The organism is Brevundimonas sp. TWP3-1-2b1 (assembly GCF_049896165.1).
GTDB lineage: Bacteria > Pseudomonadota > Alphaproteobacteria > Caulobacterales > Caulobacteraceae > Brevundimonas > Brevundimonas subvibrioides_B.
On the sequence record NZ_JAFCTT010000002.1, the window covers coordinates 61,572 to 77,004 of the forward strand.

At 67.6% G+C, this 15,433-nt stretch carries 14 protein-coding genes; 6 read left to right on the forward strand and 8 right to left on the reverse strand.

Annotated elements, in window-relative coordinates; all coding sequences use genetic code 11:
- Position 1: 1 nt before the first annotated feature.
- Both ACP7AB_RS02085 and ACP7AB_RS02090 read right to left on the reverse strand, forming a co-directional pair.
- The gene (locus ACP7AB_RS02085) at positions 2-1,144 is read right to left on the reverse strand and encodes a cysteine desulfurase family protein (protein WP_425987248.1); all 1,143 of its coding nucleotides are present in this window, start codon (positions 1,142-1,144) and stop codon (positions 2-4) included.
- Positions 1,141-1,605 (reverse strand): Rrf2 family transcriptional regulator, encoded by a 465-nt coding sequence (locus ACP7AB_RS02090; protein WP_425987249.1) that lies wholly within the window; start codon positions 1,603-1,605, stop codon positions 1,141-1,143. Before ACP7AB_RS02090 ends, ACP7AB_RS02085 begins: the two co-directional genes overlap by 4 nt.
- A gap of 156 nt (positions 1,606-1,761) precedes the next feature.
- On the opposite strand from ACP7AB_RS02090, the gene ACP7AB_RS02095 reads away from it, so the two are divergent.
- Together ACP7AB_RS02095 and ACP7AB_RS02100 are read left to right on the forward strand one after the other, a co-directional pair.
- Positions 1,762-2,412 carry an alpha/beta hydrolase gene (locus ACP7AB_RS02095; RefSeq protein ID WP_303695578.1) on the forward strand — a complete coding sequence of 217 codons (651 nt, stop codon included), beginning with the start codon at positions 1,762-1,764 and terminating at the stop codon, positions 2,410-2,412.
- 71 nt (positions 2,413-2,483) lie between these two features.
- Complete coding sequence (locus ACP7AB_RS02100) at positions 2,484-3,305, forward strand: transporter (protein WP_425987251.1); 822 nt, start codon at positions 2,484-2,486, stop codon at positions 3,303-3,305.
- Positions 3,306-3,441: 136 nt separating this feature from the next.
- Here ACP7AB_RS02100 and ACP7AB_RS02105 read toward each other — a convergent pair whose 3' ends face one another.
- A complete protein-coding gene (locus ACP7AB_RS02105) occupies positions 3,442-4,641 on the reverse strand; it encodes an exo-beta-N-acetylmuramidase NamZ family protein (protein WP_425987253.1) in 1,200 nt (399 codons plus the stop codon).
- Positions 4,638-5,144 (reverse strand): DOMON-like domain-containing protein, encoded by a 507-nt coding sequence (locus tag ACP7AB_RS02110; RefSeq protein WP_425987255.1) that lies wholly within the window; start codon positions 5,142-5,144, stop codon positions 4,638-4,640. The genes ACP7AB_RS02105 and ACP7AB_RS02110 overlap by 4 nt, the downstream gene beginning before the upstream one ends.
- Positions 5,145-5,336: 192 nt before the next feature.
- Here ACP7AB_RS02110 and tyrS point away from each other — a divergent pair, with 192 nt between their 5' ends.
- The 4 genes from tyrS to ACP7AB_RS02130 all read left to right on the forward strand — a co-directional run bounded on the left by tyrS (position 5,337) and on the right by ACP7AB_RS02130 (position 9,123).
- Positions 5,337-6,590, forward strand: a complete 1,254-nt coding sequence (tyrS, locus tag ACP7AB_RS02115) for a tyrosine--tRNA ligase (RefSeq protein WP_425987257.1) — start codon at positions 5,337-5,339, stop codon at positions 6,588-6,590.
- Between the two features lie 151 nt (positions 6,591-6,741).
- Positions 6,742-7,197 carry a peroxiredoxin gene (locus ACP7AB_RS02120; RefSeq protein WP_425987259.1) on the forward strand — a complete coding sequence of 152 codons (456 nt, stop codon included), beginning with the start codon at positions 6,742-6,744 and terminating at the stop codon, positions 7,195-7,197.
- A 197-nt stretch (positions 7,198-7,394) separates the two neighbouring features.
- Entirely contained in the window at positions 7,395-8,543 is a 1,149-nt protein-coding gene (locus ACP7AB_RS02125; RefSeq protein ID WP_425987261.1) for a peptidoglycan DD-metalloendopeptidase family protein, read from the forward strand.
- Positions 8,533-9,123 carry a bactofilin family protein gene (locus ACP7AB_RS02130; protein ID WP_425987263.1) on the forward strand — a complete coding sequence of 197 codons (591 nt, stop codon included), beginning with the start codon at positions 8,533-8,535 and terminating at the stop codon, positions 9,121-9,123. The genes ACP7AB_RS02125 and ACP7AB_RS02130 overlap by 11 nt, the downstream gene beginning before the upstream one ends.
- 129 nt (positions 9,124-9,252) lie before the next feature.
- On the opposite strand, the gene prfB is transcribed toward ACP7AB_RS02130, so the two are convergent.
- The 4 genes from prfB to ACP7AB_RS02150 all read right to left on the reverse strand — a co-directional run bounded on the left by prfB (position 9,253) and on the right by ACP7AB_RS02150 (position 15,002).
- Positions 9,253-10,375, reverse strand: a protein-coding gene (gene prfB / locus ACP7AB_RS02135; protein ID WP_303695570.1) for a peptide chain release factor 2 whose coding sequence is annotated in 2 segments (ribosomal slippage) — positions 9,253-10,305 and positions 10,307-10,375 — 1,122 coding nt in all. Because the reading frame shifts where the segments join, the coding sequence is not laid out codon by codon here.
- 147 nt (positions 10,376-10,522) lie between these two features.
- Positions 10,523-12,949, reverse strand: coding sequence for a penicillin-binding protein 1A (locus ACP7AB_RS02140; RefSeq protein ID WP_425987265.1), 2,427 nt, complete (start codon positions 12,947-12,949; stop codon positions 10,523-10,525).
- A 55-nt stretch (positions 12,950-13,004) separates the two neighbouring features.
- The gene (locus ACP7AB_RS02145) at positions 13,005-13,709 is read right to left on the reverse strand and encodes an exonuclease domain-containing protein (protein WP_425987267.1); all 705 of its coding nucleotides are present in this window, start codon (positions 13,707-13,709) and stop codon (positions 13,005-13,007) included.
- Positions 13,710-13,775: 66 nt separating this feature from the next.
- Positions 13,776-15,002, reverse strand: coding sequence for an N-acetylmuramoyl-L-alanine amidase family protein (locus tag ACP7AB_RS02150; protein ID WP_425987269.1), 1,227 nt, complete (start codon positions 15,000-15,002; stop codon positions 13,776-13,778).
- Between the last annotated feature and the right edge of the window lie 431 nt (positions 15,003-15,433).

The following is a 15,433-nucleotide window of genomic DNA, read 5'->3' on the forward strand; positions in this document are numbered from 1 at the left end:
CTTACGCGGTTTCCTTCACGCGGGCGGACTGACGCGCGCGATGTGTCTCGTATGCCTTGGTCCACGCTGCAGCGAAGCGTGACCAATCGTCTTGCGTGGTGCCCCAGCCGCCCGAGACGCGCACGCCTCCGGTCGCCAGATCCATCCGGCCCATGGCGACGATGGCGCGGCTGGGCTTGGTCTTGCCCGACGAACAGGCGCTGCCGGCCGAGACCATGACACCGTCCAGATCGAGCACGATCAGGGCCTGAGGGCTGTCCCAACCGGCGACCGACAGGAACAGGGTGTTGGGCAGACGCGGCGCCCCCTTGCCCAGGATGGTCGCGCCGGCCGCCTCGACGGCCGTCTCGGCCGCGTCGCGCCACGGACGATGCGCCTCGGCCATGGGCAGGTCGCGCGCGGCGCAATCGGCTGCGACGCCGAAGCCCGCGATGCCCGGCACGTTCTCGGTCCCGGCGCGCAGGCCGCGCTCTTGTCCGGCCCCATGCAGGATACGGACAGCCGCCGCGCCCTCGCGCATGATCAGGGCGCCCACGCCCTGCGGCCCGCCCAGCTTGTGCGCGGACAGGGTCAGGCTGTCGGCGCCCAGGGCGCGCATATCGACCGGGATTTTGCCTGCCGACTGGATGGCGTCGACGTGCAGCCAGCCCTTGGCCGCCCGCACCAGACGCGCCGCCTCGGCGATCGGCTGGATCACGCCGCTCTCGTTGTTCGCATGATGGATCGCGACCACGGCCCGGCCGCCGGTCTGGTTCAGCAGTTGGCCCAGCTTGACCAGATCGATGACGCCGCGCTCATCGACGGGCAGCGGCTTGACCGACTTGCCCGACGCCATGGCCGCCTCGACCACGCAGGGATGTTCGGTGGTGCAGACGATCAGACGCTCGCACCCGGCCGCCAGCGCGCTCTGCAGCGCCTGGGCGTTCGCCTCGGTGCCGCCGGAGGTGAAGATGACCGCCGTCGGATCGGCGCCGACCAGTTCGGCGACCTTCGCCCGCGCCGTCTCGACCCGCGCCCGCGCCCGCCGACCGGCCGCATGGACCGCCGACGGGTTGCCGTTGTCGGCCAGGGCCTCGGTCATGATGTCCAGCACCTCGGGCCGGACGAGGGCCGAAGCGTTGTAGTCCAGATAGACGCCGCTCATGCCGCTACTCCCACGCTCGCAGGCCGACGGCTGGTGCGGTTCAGGACCACGTCCTCCAGAGAAACACTGGCCAGATAGCGATGAATCTCGTCGCCCAGATCCTCCCAAAGATTGTGGGTGATGCAGCGTTCGCCGCCCAGCATGCAGCCGCGCGGCGTGCCGTGGGCCGAGCAACGCACCGCCCGGATCGGCTCATCGACCGCCAGGACGATTTCGGACACCACGGTTTCGCCGGCCGTCTTGGCCAGACGATAGCCGCCGCCCGGACCGCGCACGCTGAGCACCAGCCCGCTTTTTCTAAGTCGAGCGAACAGCTGTTCCAGATAACTCAATGAAATCTCTTGTCGGGTCGCGATTTCGGCCAGTGACACGGCGCGGCCCGCGCCGGCTTCTGACCGGCCGTGCCGGGCCAGATCGGCCATCGCCATCACGGCGTAACGTCCCTTGGTCGACAGTCGCATCGCCCATCCTCAAAAATCGCGCGCTTTTCAGAGGTCCTGTGCTATGACCCGCCGCTTCGCGAGGCGGCCGAACGCAGACGGGACTTAGAAAGTCCTACCCCTGTAGTCAAGTATTCGGCGGGCCCGAAATGACAGTTGATCGGATTCCAGAGCCCCATGCCTGAAGTCATCCTGCCCGGCGCCTCCGGTCGCATCGAGGGCCGCTACTCCCCCGGCAAGCGCGCCAACGCGCCCATCGCCCTGATCCTGCACCCGCACCCCAAGGCGGGCGGGCATATGAACAACCCGGTGACGGTCACCCTGTACCAGCTGTTCCAGAAGCGCGGCTTCGCGACCCTGCGCTACAATTCGCGCGGCGTCGGCAAGTCCCAGGGCGAGTTCGACTCAGGGATCGGCGAACTGGCCGATGCGGCTACGGCGCTCGACTGGCTGCAGTCCAACAATCCCGCCGCCACCCAGACCTGGGTCGCCGGCTATCAGTTTGGCGCCTACATCGGCATGCAGCTGCTGATGCGCCGCCCGGAGACGGACGGCTTCATCTCGGTCTCCCCGCCGTCGAACATGTACGACTTCTCCTTCCTGGCCCCCTGCCCGGCCTCCGGCCTGTTCCTGCACGGCACGGCCGACACCATCGTGCCGCCGGTCGAGGTCGAGCGGGTGGTCAACAAGCTGCGCACCCAGAAGGGCATCATCATCGACTACGAACTGGAAGAAGGCGCGAGCCACTTCTGGCAGGACCATATCCCCGCCGTCGATCGCCGCGTGGGCCTGTACCTGGACAAGCGGCTGGAAGAAAAACCGGCCTGATATCGGCTGACGGCCGCTTCTTCGCGGCTGCGCTTGCCCCTATGGTTCAGCTCGGGATTCGGGGAGCTGACATGATCCGCAACTTCACCTTGGGCGTGCTTGCGTTGGCTGGCGTCTGGCTCGCGCCCGCATCCGCCTCGGCCCAGACGAACGATCTGCGTCCCTTCTGCGCCGACCGGCCGGGCAAGGGCGCGGCCAGCTGCGTGCTGAATCAGGGCCATGTGCAGATCGAGGTGGGCGCCTTCGATGGCGCGCGCCAGAGGGATGACGCGGCCGAGATCGACAGCTGGTCGGCCGGCTCCATCACCGCCCGCTTCGGCGTCGGCCCGGCCACGGAATTCCAGATCGGCGTCACGGCCTTCGAGCGCGAGACGTTCACCGACCGCGTCACGGGCGTCGAGGACGTCGCCGAGGGCACTGGCGACCTGTTCCTGGCCGTCCGCCAAGGGTTGATCCGGCCGGATGGCGAGGGTTTCTCGGTCGCCCTTATGGGATACGCCACCCTGCCGACCGGCGGCGACGAGGTCCGCGCCAGCGGCATCGAGGCCGGCGTCGTCGTCCCCGTCTCGATCGACCTGGGCAATGATTGGGGCCTCGGCCTGTCGCCCTATATCGACATCGTCCGCGACGAAGACGGCGAAGGATCGCACGCCGCATATTCGTTCGCGGTCGACGTGGATCGCGATCTCGGCGACTGGATCCTCGGGGCCGAGGTCTGGGTCAGCCGCGACGACGATCCTCTCGTCGAAACGACCCGGGCCAGCGCCGACCTCATCGCCATCTGGACCCCGGCCTTCCTGCCCGACAGCCAGGTCGACTTCGGCCTCAACTTCGGCCTGAACGACGACAGCCCGGACGTGGAGTTCGGCGTGGGCGTGGCGCGGCGGTTCTAGAGCAGGATCGGCTGAGGAGGAATCGCTTCGCGATTCCGCTGATGCCGTGAATCCTGCTCCAGATATCAGCGAGAGCCTGATTCACGCTTTCGACAGAAGCGCGAAGCGCTTCTGTCTCAAACGATCAGGCTCTAGGTCAGTAGATCAGGAACGGCCTGCGCGTCTCGACCCAGGCCGCCTCATCCGGCTCCGCGATCGCATCCAGATCGGCCGCCGTCGCGTCCACATCGTCGACCCAATCCCGCAGGCCCGGCCCGCCGTTGATCACATCGATCGGAAGTTTCCCGAACGCGTATTCATACGGGAAGTCCCGCCACAGGTCGTAGTCAGGATACAGCCGCCGGATCGCCTTGAAGCCCAGGGCCTGGACCCGCCACGGCCGGAAGGCGGCGTGGTCATAGTGCGGGCCCTCGACATGGATCTGAACGCCCGAACACAGCTTGCCGACCTGTTTGTGGAAGGTCGGCTCGAACCACATGTCGCGCAGGGTACAGCCCTTCACCCATTCGGGCGCGAAGGCCTTCATCTCGGCGATCACGGCCCGGGCGTCGATGTCGGGCGCCCCGAACAGCTCCAGCGGCCGCGTCGTGCCCCGCCCTTCCGACAGGGTCGCGCCCTCGACCATCACCGTCCCCGGATAGGCGCGCGCCATCGACAGGTTCGGGGCATTTGGGCTGGGGTTGATCCAGGCCCGCTCTCCCAGCGGCCAACCGTAGCCGGGCGCCGCCTCAGGGTCGTAGCCCTGCATCTCGATGACGCGATAGGCGACGTCCAGTTTGAGGTGATCGATGAACCAGTGACCCAGTTCGCCCAGGGTCATGCCGTGCCGCATCGGCATCGGCCCGGCGCCGACGAAACTCTCCCAGCCCGCGACCAGGGTCGTGCCCTCGACCGGCCGCCCGGCGGGGTTCGGACGGTCCAGCACCCAGACCTCCTTGCCGTGTTCGGCCGCGGCCTCCAGCACGTACAGCAGGGTCGTGATGAAGGTGTAGATGCGGCAGCCCAGGTCCTGCAGGTCGATCAGCACCACGTCGAACGTGCCCATCATCTGGGCTGTGGGCCTGCGCACCTCGCCGTACAGGCTGAACACCGGAAAGCCGTGGACCGGATCGGTCTCGTCCGGGCTCTCCATCATATTGTCCTGCAGGTCGCCCTTCATCCCGTGCTGGGGGCCGAAGGCGGCGCTGATGGTCACCCCGGCCGCAATCAGGGCGTCGATCGAATGGGTCAGGTCCGCCGTCACCGAGGCCGGATGCGCCACCAGCGCCACCCGCCGGCCCTTCAGCGCGGCCTGCAGTTCGGGCTCGGAGAGAAGGCGGTCGATGCCGAATTTCATGGCAGGTCCAGAACGAAGGAATCGGGATGGTGGAAGTCAGGCTTATCGGACGGATGGGCCAGCGCCCACCAGGTCCTGGCCCCGTCGACGGTCTCGATCACCGCTGACAGGGCCAGCTTGCGAGCGTCGACCGGCAGTTCGATCCGGCCTTCCAGGGCGACATAGTCCGAGCCGCCGTCGAGCCCCTCGACCACGCAGACCTCGTCGGCCGGCCTCATGCCCTCACGATACCCGTCGAACCGGTAGCTGGCCCATTGACCGGACGGCGACAGGTTGAACTCGCGATAGCCGTCGGCGGTCGTCACGAAGGCCTCGAAACAGGTGTGTTTCCACAGCTCGTCGGCCCGCCCGACCGGCGCCTCACCGGGCCAGGCGATGAAATCCGGATTATCGTCAATGATGAACCGTAGCCACAGCAAGCCGCCCTCGCGCTCGAACTCGACCGAGATCGCCTCGGGATAGACTTGGGTCTCGTCGGGAAAGGGGATCAGCGTGGCGCGCATCCTGAACCGATAGCGGCTGGTTGACGCCGGTCAACGCCCGGCGCTACGACACCCCCCATGTTCGCCACCCGCGCCCTGCCCGGCCTGTATTACCGCCCGCTGATCTAAAGAGCGGCCGCGAACCCCTGCGCCGCATTTTGCCGGCGCGACACCCGAGACAGAGCGCCGGCCTCCCTGCTAACGGAGCCGACCATGACCGACCCGATTTTCCAGTCCGACTTCCTGCAGACGCTTCAGGCGCGCGGATACATCCATCAGATCACCCATCCGGCCGAGCTGGATGCGGCAGCCAAGGCCGGCGTCGTCTCAGGCTATATCGGCTTCGACGCCACCGCGCCGAGCCTGCACGTCGGCAGCCTGATCCAGATCATGATGCTGCGCCGGCTGCAGCAGGCGGGCGGCAGGCCCGTGGTCATCATGGGCGGCGGCACCACCAAGGTCGGCGACCCGACCGGCAAGGACGCCTCGCGCCCGCAACTGACCGACGAGACCATTCAGTCGAACATCGCCTCCATCAAGACGGTGTTCGAGAAATTCCTGACCTTCGGCGACGGTCCGACCGAGGCCATCATGATCGACAACGACGAGTGGCTGTCGAAATACGGCTACGTCGAGTTCCTGCGCGACTACGGCACCCATTTCACGGTCAACCGGATGCTGGCCTTCGACTCGGTCAAGCTGCGGCTTGAGCGCGAGCAGCCGATGACCTTCCTCGAGTTCAACTACATGCTGATGCAGTCGGTGGACTTCCTCGAGCTGAACCGCCGCCAGAACGTGACTCTGCAGATGGGCGGCTCGGACCAGTGGGGCAATATCGTCTCGGGCGTCGATCTGGTGCGTCGGGTGGACCAGAAGGCCGCCTTCGGCCTGACCACGCCCCTGCTGACGACCGCGTCCGGCGGCAAGATGGGCAAGACGGCCCAGGGCGCCATCTGGCTCAACGCGGAACAGCTGAGCCCCTACGACTACTGGCAGTTCTGGCGCAACGCCGAGGACGGCGACGTCGGCCGCTTCATGCGCCTGTTCACCGACATGCCGCTGGACGAGATCGCCCGCTTCGAGGCTCTGGAAGGCGCCGCGATCAACGACGCCAAGATCGAACTGGCCACCCGTGCGACCGAGATGCTGCATGGACATGACGCTGCGCAAGACGCTTGGATGACCGCGAAGCTCGCGTTTGAAGAGGGCCAATCAGCGGCTGGATTGCCTACGGTCGAGTTGCCTCGCTCAGACATTTTTGGAGCAATGATTGCGGCTGTCGCAACCAAGGCTGGGCTGACCGCTTCCAACGGCGAAGCTCGTCGGCTGGCCCAAGGTGGTGGGCTGCGGCTCAACGACGTCGTCATCACAGACGGTGCCTATCTACTCTCAGAGTCGGATGTGAAGGACACAGTCCTGAAACTGGCTGCAGGCAAGAAGAAGATCATGCTCGTCCGCCCCGTCTAACCCACTCCCGTGCATCCCCGCGAAGGCGGGGACCCAGGTTTTGGCAACGACGCGATGCGCTGGATTGCTGTCAACGCTCGCGAAGGGCTCGCCTGGCGCCCAAAGCACTGGGTCCCCGCCTTCGCGGGGATGCACGGATTAAGGAAAACCGATGACTGAAATCCTCGAAGGCTCGAAAGCCCCCGCGTTCGACATCCCCGCCGACGGCGGCGGCCGCGCGACCCTGTCCGGCCCCACGGTCATCTTCTTCTATCCGAAGGCCGACACGCCCGGCTGCACCAACGAGGCCGTCGACTTCTCCGCCCGGATCGACGCGTTCACGGCGGCCGGCGTTCAAGTCATCGGCATCTCGCGCGACCCGGTGAAGAAGCTCGACCGGTTCAAGGCCAAACACGATCTCAAGGTCATACTCGGATCCGACGAGGCCGAGGCCGTCACCGAGGCCTACGGCGTCTGGGTCGAAAAGACCCTCTACGGCCGCCAGTATATGGGCATCGAGCGGGCGACCTTCCTGATCGACGGCGCGGGCGCGGTCCGCAAGGTCTGGCGCAAGGTCTCGGTGAAAGGCCACGCCGAGGCGGTTCTCGCCGTCGCGAAAGAGGTTTGATCCGAGGCCGGACGGATCGGTGAAGTCTAGCCGGCGCCCTCCACAGTCTATCGGAATACGCCCGGCACGCGAATCTTCGCCTGAATAGATTCGTTTTGGTCGCCCAGAACGGGCAACGTGGTTAACATTGCGTGAACGGTATTGCCCACAGGCAACAGTTCGCGGATAAAGCCTCCAGTACGTGGGGGCGTGTTCAAATGGATGAAGAACAAGGAGTGGTCAGACGCTCTTTGATCGAGCGTTGGTTTCCCGAGCGCCATGTTTATCTGCGCTCGAACGGCGACACGCGCGGTTACGTCCTGACAAGCGGCCGCCAGATGATGATGGCCGGCGTAGCCTGCGCCGCCGCCGCCTGGACCCTGGTCGCCTCGGGCGGCTTCGTCTTCGACATAATCGCCCGCAGCCAGGCGGACACCCAGGTGGTTCGCGCCCGCGCGGCGTCCGAACGCCTGAACGCCGACCTGCAGGCCCGACTCGAGACGGCCGTCGTCCGCATGTCCGCCACCACGGGCGGCCTGGACGAGATGGCCCGGATGGTCGAGCGCCGCCACGCGGCCCTGACCAACGTCATGGGCATGTTCCACGGCGTCGACGGCGCCGAGGCCGCCCTGGCCCCCGCCCCGGCCCTCAGCGCCACCGAAGCCCGTCCGGTCCAGCGTATTGTCGCAGTCCGCATGGACCAGGAGCGGCTGATCGAACGGGCCGGCGACTTCGCCCAGACCCGCGCCGAACGCCTGCGCCTCGCCTTCCGCCTCGCGGGCCTGAACCCCGCCGCCTACGGCGCGGCCTCCGGGTCAGCCCTCGGTGGACCTCTGGTCGAGGCCAGCGATCCCAAGGCCCTGGCCACCATCCTGGACGTGGACGAGCCCTTCGCCGTCCGCATCCGCCACGCCGCCGACAATCTGTCGGAGATGCGAAACCTGTCTGACGCCGCCGAACACCTGCCGTTCGACCGGCCGACCCAGGCCCGCACCACCTCGGGTTTCGGCGTCCGTTTCGATCCCTTCAACGGCCGCCCGGCGGTTCATCAGGGCCAGGATTTCGCCGCCCCCCTGAACACGCCGATCTTCGCCACCGCTCCCGGAATCGTGTCTTTCGCCGGCGTTCGTTCAGGGTATGGCAACACCGTTGAGATAGACCATGGTCGCGGTTTCAAGACCCGCTTCGCCCATTTGAACGCCATGGCCGTCCAGCCCGGCCAGCGCATTGCGCTGGGCCAGCGGATCGGTGCCATGGGCACGACAGGACGCTCCACCGGCGTTCACCTGCACTATGAAGTGTGGATGGACGGCCGCCCCCAGAACCCCGCCCGCTTCTTCCGAGCAGGAGACCAGATTGTTCAATAAGACGAAATCCCCCGCCCCCGCCACGCCGGACCGTTCCTCCAACGCGCCGCCGATCCCGCCGCTTCCCGACCTGCCGTCGCCCGGCATGGGCCGCAGCCCCGTCGCGGCTCCGGCCCCCTCGCCCATCGCCTCCTCCCGCGGCCTGTCGACCCTGTCGTCGGAACTGCAGTTCGAAGGCAATATCTCGGGCGCCGGCGATCTCCAGGTCGACGGCTCGATCAAGGGCGACGTCCGCGTCGGCCGTCTGATCGTCGGCGAGACCGGCGCCGTCGAGGGCAATGTCACGGCCGACTATCTTGAAGTTCGCGGCCGCATCGTCGGCGCGGTCAACGGCAAGCAGGTCAAGCTGGTCTCGACCGCCTATGTCGACGGCGACATCACCGCCGAACAGCTGTCGATCGACATCGGTGCCTATTTCCAGGGTCGCGTGCTTCAGAGCCGCCGCGATGCGCCCGCTCCGGTCGCCCCGGCTCCGCGTCCGGCTGCCCAGGCTCCGGCCGCCGCCGACTTCGAAGCGCCCGCCGCTCCGGTCGCCCCGGCCGGGGACAAGCCGCAGATCATCGACCTCAAGACGCTCTGATCCAGCGACGCTGATGAAATGCACAGGGCGGCTCGTCACCGAGCCGCCCTTTTCTTTTCGGAGCGCGGACCTCCAGGTCCGCCCTTCTGCATCGAAAGAGGCGGACCTGGAGGTCCGCGCCCCGACACCCTAGTCGACGGTGGACCCGCGGGTCTCGCCGACCCGCTGCGCCAGGGCTGCGCCCATGAAGGCGTCCAGGTCGCCGTCCAGCACGCCCTGGGTGTCCGAGGTCTCGACCTCGGTCCGCAGATCCTTGACCATCTGATAGGGCTGCAGGACGTAGCTTCGGATCTGGTGACCCCAGCCGATGTCGGTCTTGGCGTCCGCCATGGCCTGGGCCGCAGCCTCGCGCCTCTGAAGCTCCAGTTCATACAGACGCCCGCGCAGCATCTTCCAGGCCTGTTCGCGGTTCTGGTGCTGCGATCGCCCGGCCTGACAGGCCACCACGGTGTTGGTTGGGATGTGGGTCAGACGGACGGCGGAATCGGTCTTGTTGATGTGCTGACCGCCCGAGCCGGAGGCGCGATAGGTATCGGTGCGCACGTCGGACGGATTGATGTCGATCTCGATCGTGTCGTCCACCACCGGCGAGACCCCGATCGAGGCAAAGGAGGTGTGCCGCTTGGCCGCCGCGTCATACGGACTGATCCGAACCAGACGGTGCACGCCCGATTCCGACTTCAGCCAACCATAGGCGTTGGGACCTGTGACGAGGATCGTCGCCGACTTGATGCCCGCCTGATCGCCGTCTTCCGACGCCTCCATCTCGACCTCATAGCCGTGCGCCCTGGCCCAGCGCGAATACATGCGCAGCAGCATCCCCGCCCAGTCGCAGCTCTCCGTACCGCCGGCGCCGGAGTTCACTTCCAGATAGGCGTCATTGCCATCGGCCTCGCCGGAAAGCAGGGCCTCCAGCTCGGCCCGGGCGGCGCGATCCTTGATGGCCTTCAGCTGGGCGCGCGCCTCCTCCAGCGTCGCCTCGTCGCCTTCCTCATCGGCCATTTCGGACAGCATGACACCGTCCTCGAGCTCGCGCTCCATGGCCTTGACGGTGTTGATCTGGGCTTCAAGCTTCGAACGCTCCCGGCTCACGGCCTGGGCCTCGTCGGGCTTGTCCCAAAGCGTCGGGTCCTCGACCCGGGCGTTCAGCTCATCGAGCTTTCGGTTGGCGACATCCCAGTCAAAGACGCCTCCTGAGCAGAGCGACGCTCTGCTCGATGTCGGCCTTCATGGCCTCGACATCCGGTCTCATATGCAAATCCTTACGGTGCGAAGGCGCGGAGATAGGGGGGATCGAAGGCAGTAGGCAATAGGCAGCAGGCAGCAGGGAAGGTTTTCTTCCCGTCGGCGACGCTCGCCCTTCCTGCTGCCGACGGCCTGAACCCTGCTGCCTCGCGTCCTAGAACAACCCGTCCAGATCCTCGGCCGGCTCCTGCTTCGGCGCAGGCGGCGCGGTCGGCGGGGGCGCGGACGGTCGGGACGCGATGCCGGCGGCCGCCTCCTGCTCGCGACGGATGACTTCGTTGTAGTTCTGCGGCCCCTCCGGCACGGCGGGGCCGGTATCGCGACGCTCTTCTTCGCGGCGACGCTCGGTGCCGGGGCGGAAGGCCTCCTCGATGCCGTTGATGTTGCGGAAGATGGCGCCGCGCGGACGGACGAACGGCCGCGCCGGCCGCTCTTTCAACGCGTCTTCCATGAAGTCGATGAAGATCGGCACGGCGGCGGAGGCGCCGGCTTCCCCGGATCCCAGCGACCGGTTGTCGTCGAAGCCGATATAGACCCCGACCACGATGTCGGTGGTGAAGCCGACGAACCAGGCCGAGCGGTATTCGTTGGTCGTGCCGGTCTTGCCGCCGACCCAGCGGCCCAGTCCGCGCGCGCTGGCGGCGGTGCCCCGCTGCACAACACCTTCCAGCATCGAGCTGATCTGATAGGCGGTGATCGGATCGATGACCTGGGTTCCGCGCGGTTCCAGGAAGGGCGAGGCCTGGCCGGAGAAGGCGCGTCCACAGTCGCGGCAGCGGCGCTGGTCGGCGCGATAGATGGTCTCCCCGTCCCGGTCCTGAACGTATTCGATCAGATAGGGATCGACGCGCCGCCCGCCGTTGACGAAGGCGGCATAGGCGGCGGTGAGGTGATAGGCCGTGACCTCACCCGCTCCGAGCGACACCGACAGATTGGGCTGCAGATTGTCCGCCACGCCCATGCGGGCCGCGAGGTCGACGACCCTGTCCATGCCGATGGTGTTGGCCAGGCGCACGGTCATGACGTTGCGCGACAGCTCCAGCCCGCGCCGCAGGGTCGAGGGACCGTAGTAGCGACGGCTGTAGTTCTCGGGCGTCCAGCGTTGACCGTTCGCCCCGCCGGCGAAGCTGATCGGCCCGTCGACCACGATCGAGGCCGGGGTGAAGTCGCCCTCCAGGGCGGCGGCATAGACGAAGGGCTTGAACGAAGACCCCGGCTGACGCTGGGCCTGGGTCGCCCGGTTGAAGCTCGACAGGGCGTAGGAATAGCCGCCGACCATGGCCAGGACCCGTCCCGACTGCGGCTCGATGGCCACCATGGCGCCGTTCACGGCCGGAACCTGCTTCAGGGCGAACTGGCCGTTGCGCGGCTCGACGAAGATGAGGTCGCCGCGCTTCAATGGCCGGTTGGCGTTGGCCCAGGCGGCATCCGAGACGATCAGGCTGCCGGTCGTGTCGTCGCGGGCGGTGCGGATCTGGACCGTGTTGCCCGACACGCTCTCGACGGCGGCGGCGCGCCACTCGCGGCGTTCCGGCGGAGCGGTCTGGCGCAGGGCCACAGCCTGCCAGCCCGGCGCGAAGTCGGTCGTGCCCCAGGCCCCGCGCCAGCCGTGGCGGCGGTCGTAGTTCTCGAGCCCGCGCATCAGGGCGTCGCGCGCCGCTGTCTGCAGCGAAGGATCCAGGGTGGTGCGCATGTAGAAGCCGCCGGCGTTCAGCTGGTCGCCGAACTCCGGATTGGCGGCGGCCTGACGACGCGCTTCTTCCACGAAGAAGTCGGCGTCCTGGTATTCGGCGCGGCGCGGGGCGGCGCGGGTCGTCAGCGGCCGCGCGATCGCCTCGGCGTACTGGGCCTGGGTGATGAACCGGTTCTGCGCCATCTCGCCCAGAACCCAGTCGCGACGGCCCTTGGCCGCCTCGGGGTGCCGCTTCGGATGATAGTTGTTGGGGCCCTTGGGCAGGGCCGCCAGGAAGGCCGCCTCGTCCGGCGTCAACTGGGCCAGCGACTTGCCGAAATAGTTGTAGGCGGCCGAGGCCACGCCGTAGGACCGGTAACCCAGGAAGATTTCGTTCAGATACAGCTCGAGAATCTGCTCCTTGGACAGCGTCGCCTCCAGGCGGCTGGACAGGATGGCTTCCTTCAGCTTGCGGCCGATGGTCGATTCATTGGTCAGCAATACGTTCTTGGCGACCTGCTGGGTAATGGTCGAACCGCCCTCCAGCCGCCGTCCGGTGGCGGCGTTGAAGACGTTCTTGAGCATGGCCCGGCCGAGGCCCGACACATCGATGCCGCCATGCTGGAAGAAGTTGCGGTCCTCGGCGGCCAGGAAGGCCTGAACGACCGGCGTCGGAATCTGTTCGTAGGGCACATAGATGCGGCGCTCGTCCGAGAACTCGCCGATCAGGGTCCCGTCGCCGGCATAGACCCGCGTCGCGGTCGCCGGCCGATAGTCGGCCAGCTCGGACGCATCAGGAAGGTCATGGAACAGCCAGGCGGCGTAGACCGCCACGATCAGCCCTGCGAGCGCGATCGCGCCCAAAAGGCCGATGCCCGCTATCACGAACCACCGTTCGGCAACCTTCACCAAGACTTCTCCGACTACGCCCTTGGCCCGATGTAACCCGCGCCGTCCTACGGGGCTAGCTGACTTTTCGCCGTTCGAGTTCAGCGCGAGCCGCCCCTGCAGCGTCCGCGTCCATATCCGTCTGGCTCGCCATCCAGTGCAGGTAGTCGGCCGGAACCTCGGACCATGGTTTCCTGCGATGCTTGCCGAAGGGAACGACCGCCAGTTCGCGCGGCGCCCGCGTCCATTCCAGCATCTGATCGACCGAATTCGCCTTCAGCAGGTCCATCAGGATGTGGGCGGTGACCCAGGCGTCGGGGCCCGCCCGGTGAGCCGGATCCGCCAGCGCCGGATCGAGGCGGAACCCGCGCCAGTAGCGCAGCACCTGGTTGGAGTGCCCCGGCGCCTCGGGCCAGGCCTGTCTCGATGAACGCACCGTGCAGATCCACGGCAGGCCGCCCGTCGCGGTGTCGGCGATGAAGCTGCGTTCGAACCGCGCCGCATGCGCCACCATGACGTCGGCGGACCCGAGCTCGGCGAACATCGCGCGCAAGGCGTATTCGTCGCAGTGCGGATCGGCGTCGCAGAAATGCTCGGGGGTCAGGTGATGCACGGCCATGGCGTGGAACGAGATCTCGCCCCTCGGCCGGAACAGTTTCGACACCGGCGGTCGGGCGATCCAGCCCTCCCCGTCCCGCACGACATCGACGATCCCGACCTCGATGATCTCCGAGGTCCGGTCGCCGCCGGTGGTTTCAAGATCGATGACTCTCAGCCGCATGCCGACGATGTAGTCGATCGGCGCGCGATTGCACGATCGGGGACGTCAGCTTCGGACGCTGGGCCTTCAGGGCTGGCCGCCAACCGCGCCGGTCGAGGCCATCTGCAGCGGCACCGCGGGCTCGCGGAAATACCGGTCGATGCCCTGGGCCACGGCCCGGACCAGAGTGCGACGCTGCGTCGTGTCGCCCAGGGCCCGCTCGTCGTCGGGATTGGTGATGAACCCCATCTCCAGCAGCACGGCCGGCACGTCGGGGGCCAGAAGCACGGCCAGGCCCGCGTCGCGGTGGCTGCGGCGCAGCAGTGGATGGTCGGCGGCTTCCAGGTGGGTCAGCAGGACGCGGGCGAACTGGGCCGAACGGTTCTGGGTCGCCCTCTGGGTCATGTCGAGCAGGATGCGGTCCACCGAAGGATCCCGCCCCGGCAGATGCAGGTCGCGGTGCCAGTCCTCGCTGCGGGTGACCTCGCGGACCGCCCGCGTCGCGCCCTGTTCCGACAGGGTATAGACCGAGGCTCCGCGCGTGGCCGGATCGGCCCCGGCGTCGGCGTGCAACGAGATGAACAGGTCCGCGTCGGCCTGACGGGCGACGCGCACGCGGCGGTACAGGTCGACATAGGCGTCGGTCTCGCGCGTCAGCATGACGCGATAACGGCCCGTCCGGTTCAGTTCGTCGCGCAGGGCGATGGCGGCGGCCAGGGTGACCTCGCTCTCGCTGCGCTGTGCGCCCTGGGCGCCCGGATCGCGACCGCCGTGCCCGGCGTCGATAACGATCAGCGGGCGCTCGGCCCGGCGCTGTTCGGGACGCGGCGCCTGGCGCGCGGCCGCCGGAATCGTGGCCGATCCGGTCGCGGTGATATCGATGACATAGCGATAGTAGGGGACCCCGTCGCCGGGCGGCAGCAGGAAGCGACGCTCGATCCGCGCCGTCCGGGCCAGGCCCAGTTGCACCCGCGACGCCGAGCCGGATGCGCTGACGCGCCAGTCGCGCACCAGTCCCGAGCCCGCGCCATCGACGCCGCGACCGGCGCCGACCCCGGCCAGCGTCAGGACGAGCGAGCCGCGGTCACCGCTCTCGATCACCTCTCCGCGAGCGGACCGGTCCAGGTCGATGACGACCCGGGTCCGCTGCACATCTCCGCCGAAGCGCACGCCGCGCACGTCACCGGTCGCGCCGGCCGCCAGACCGCGCGTGCTGACCAGCAGCACGACGCCCAGCACCAGCAGGGCGAGCGCCGTCATGGCCCACTCGCGCGGGCCCCAGAGGGACAGGTTAAAATACTTGCGACCGGTCATTCTGACGGCGGGCCCACCTTTATCGTTGATCCCGTTGTGGCAGGGCTCGGTTTGGATTGGGTTAAGCGACAGCGCTTTTCGCGCATTCGCCACCTCAAAGCCGAGGGCTGCCTTTCCATTCCGTGACTTGATGCTTATGCTTAGTCCCGTCCGCGAACGATCGCGCCGCCGCTTTGTCGGTTCGGCGCGGCCCCGGCGCGGCGCCGACTTCCCGCCTTCGCGGATCGTGTCGCCCCCCGTCTCTGACCGTGGTCACTGACTGACTGGCCCATCGATCGACAAAGCCGGGCCTATTCCGAACCGGACCTTGCGACGCCCTCGGCGCGTGCGGGTCGAGGACCTACCAGAACCCATGGGCATTTCCGCCTGCCTCTCCCGTGAACCGACAGCCCTCTTCGGGCCGGTCGCAGTCGTCTTCGGCCATCGCCGTG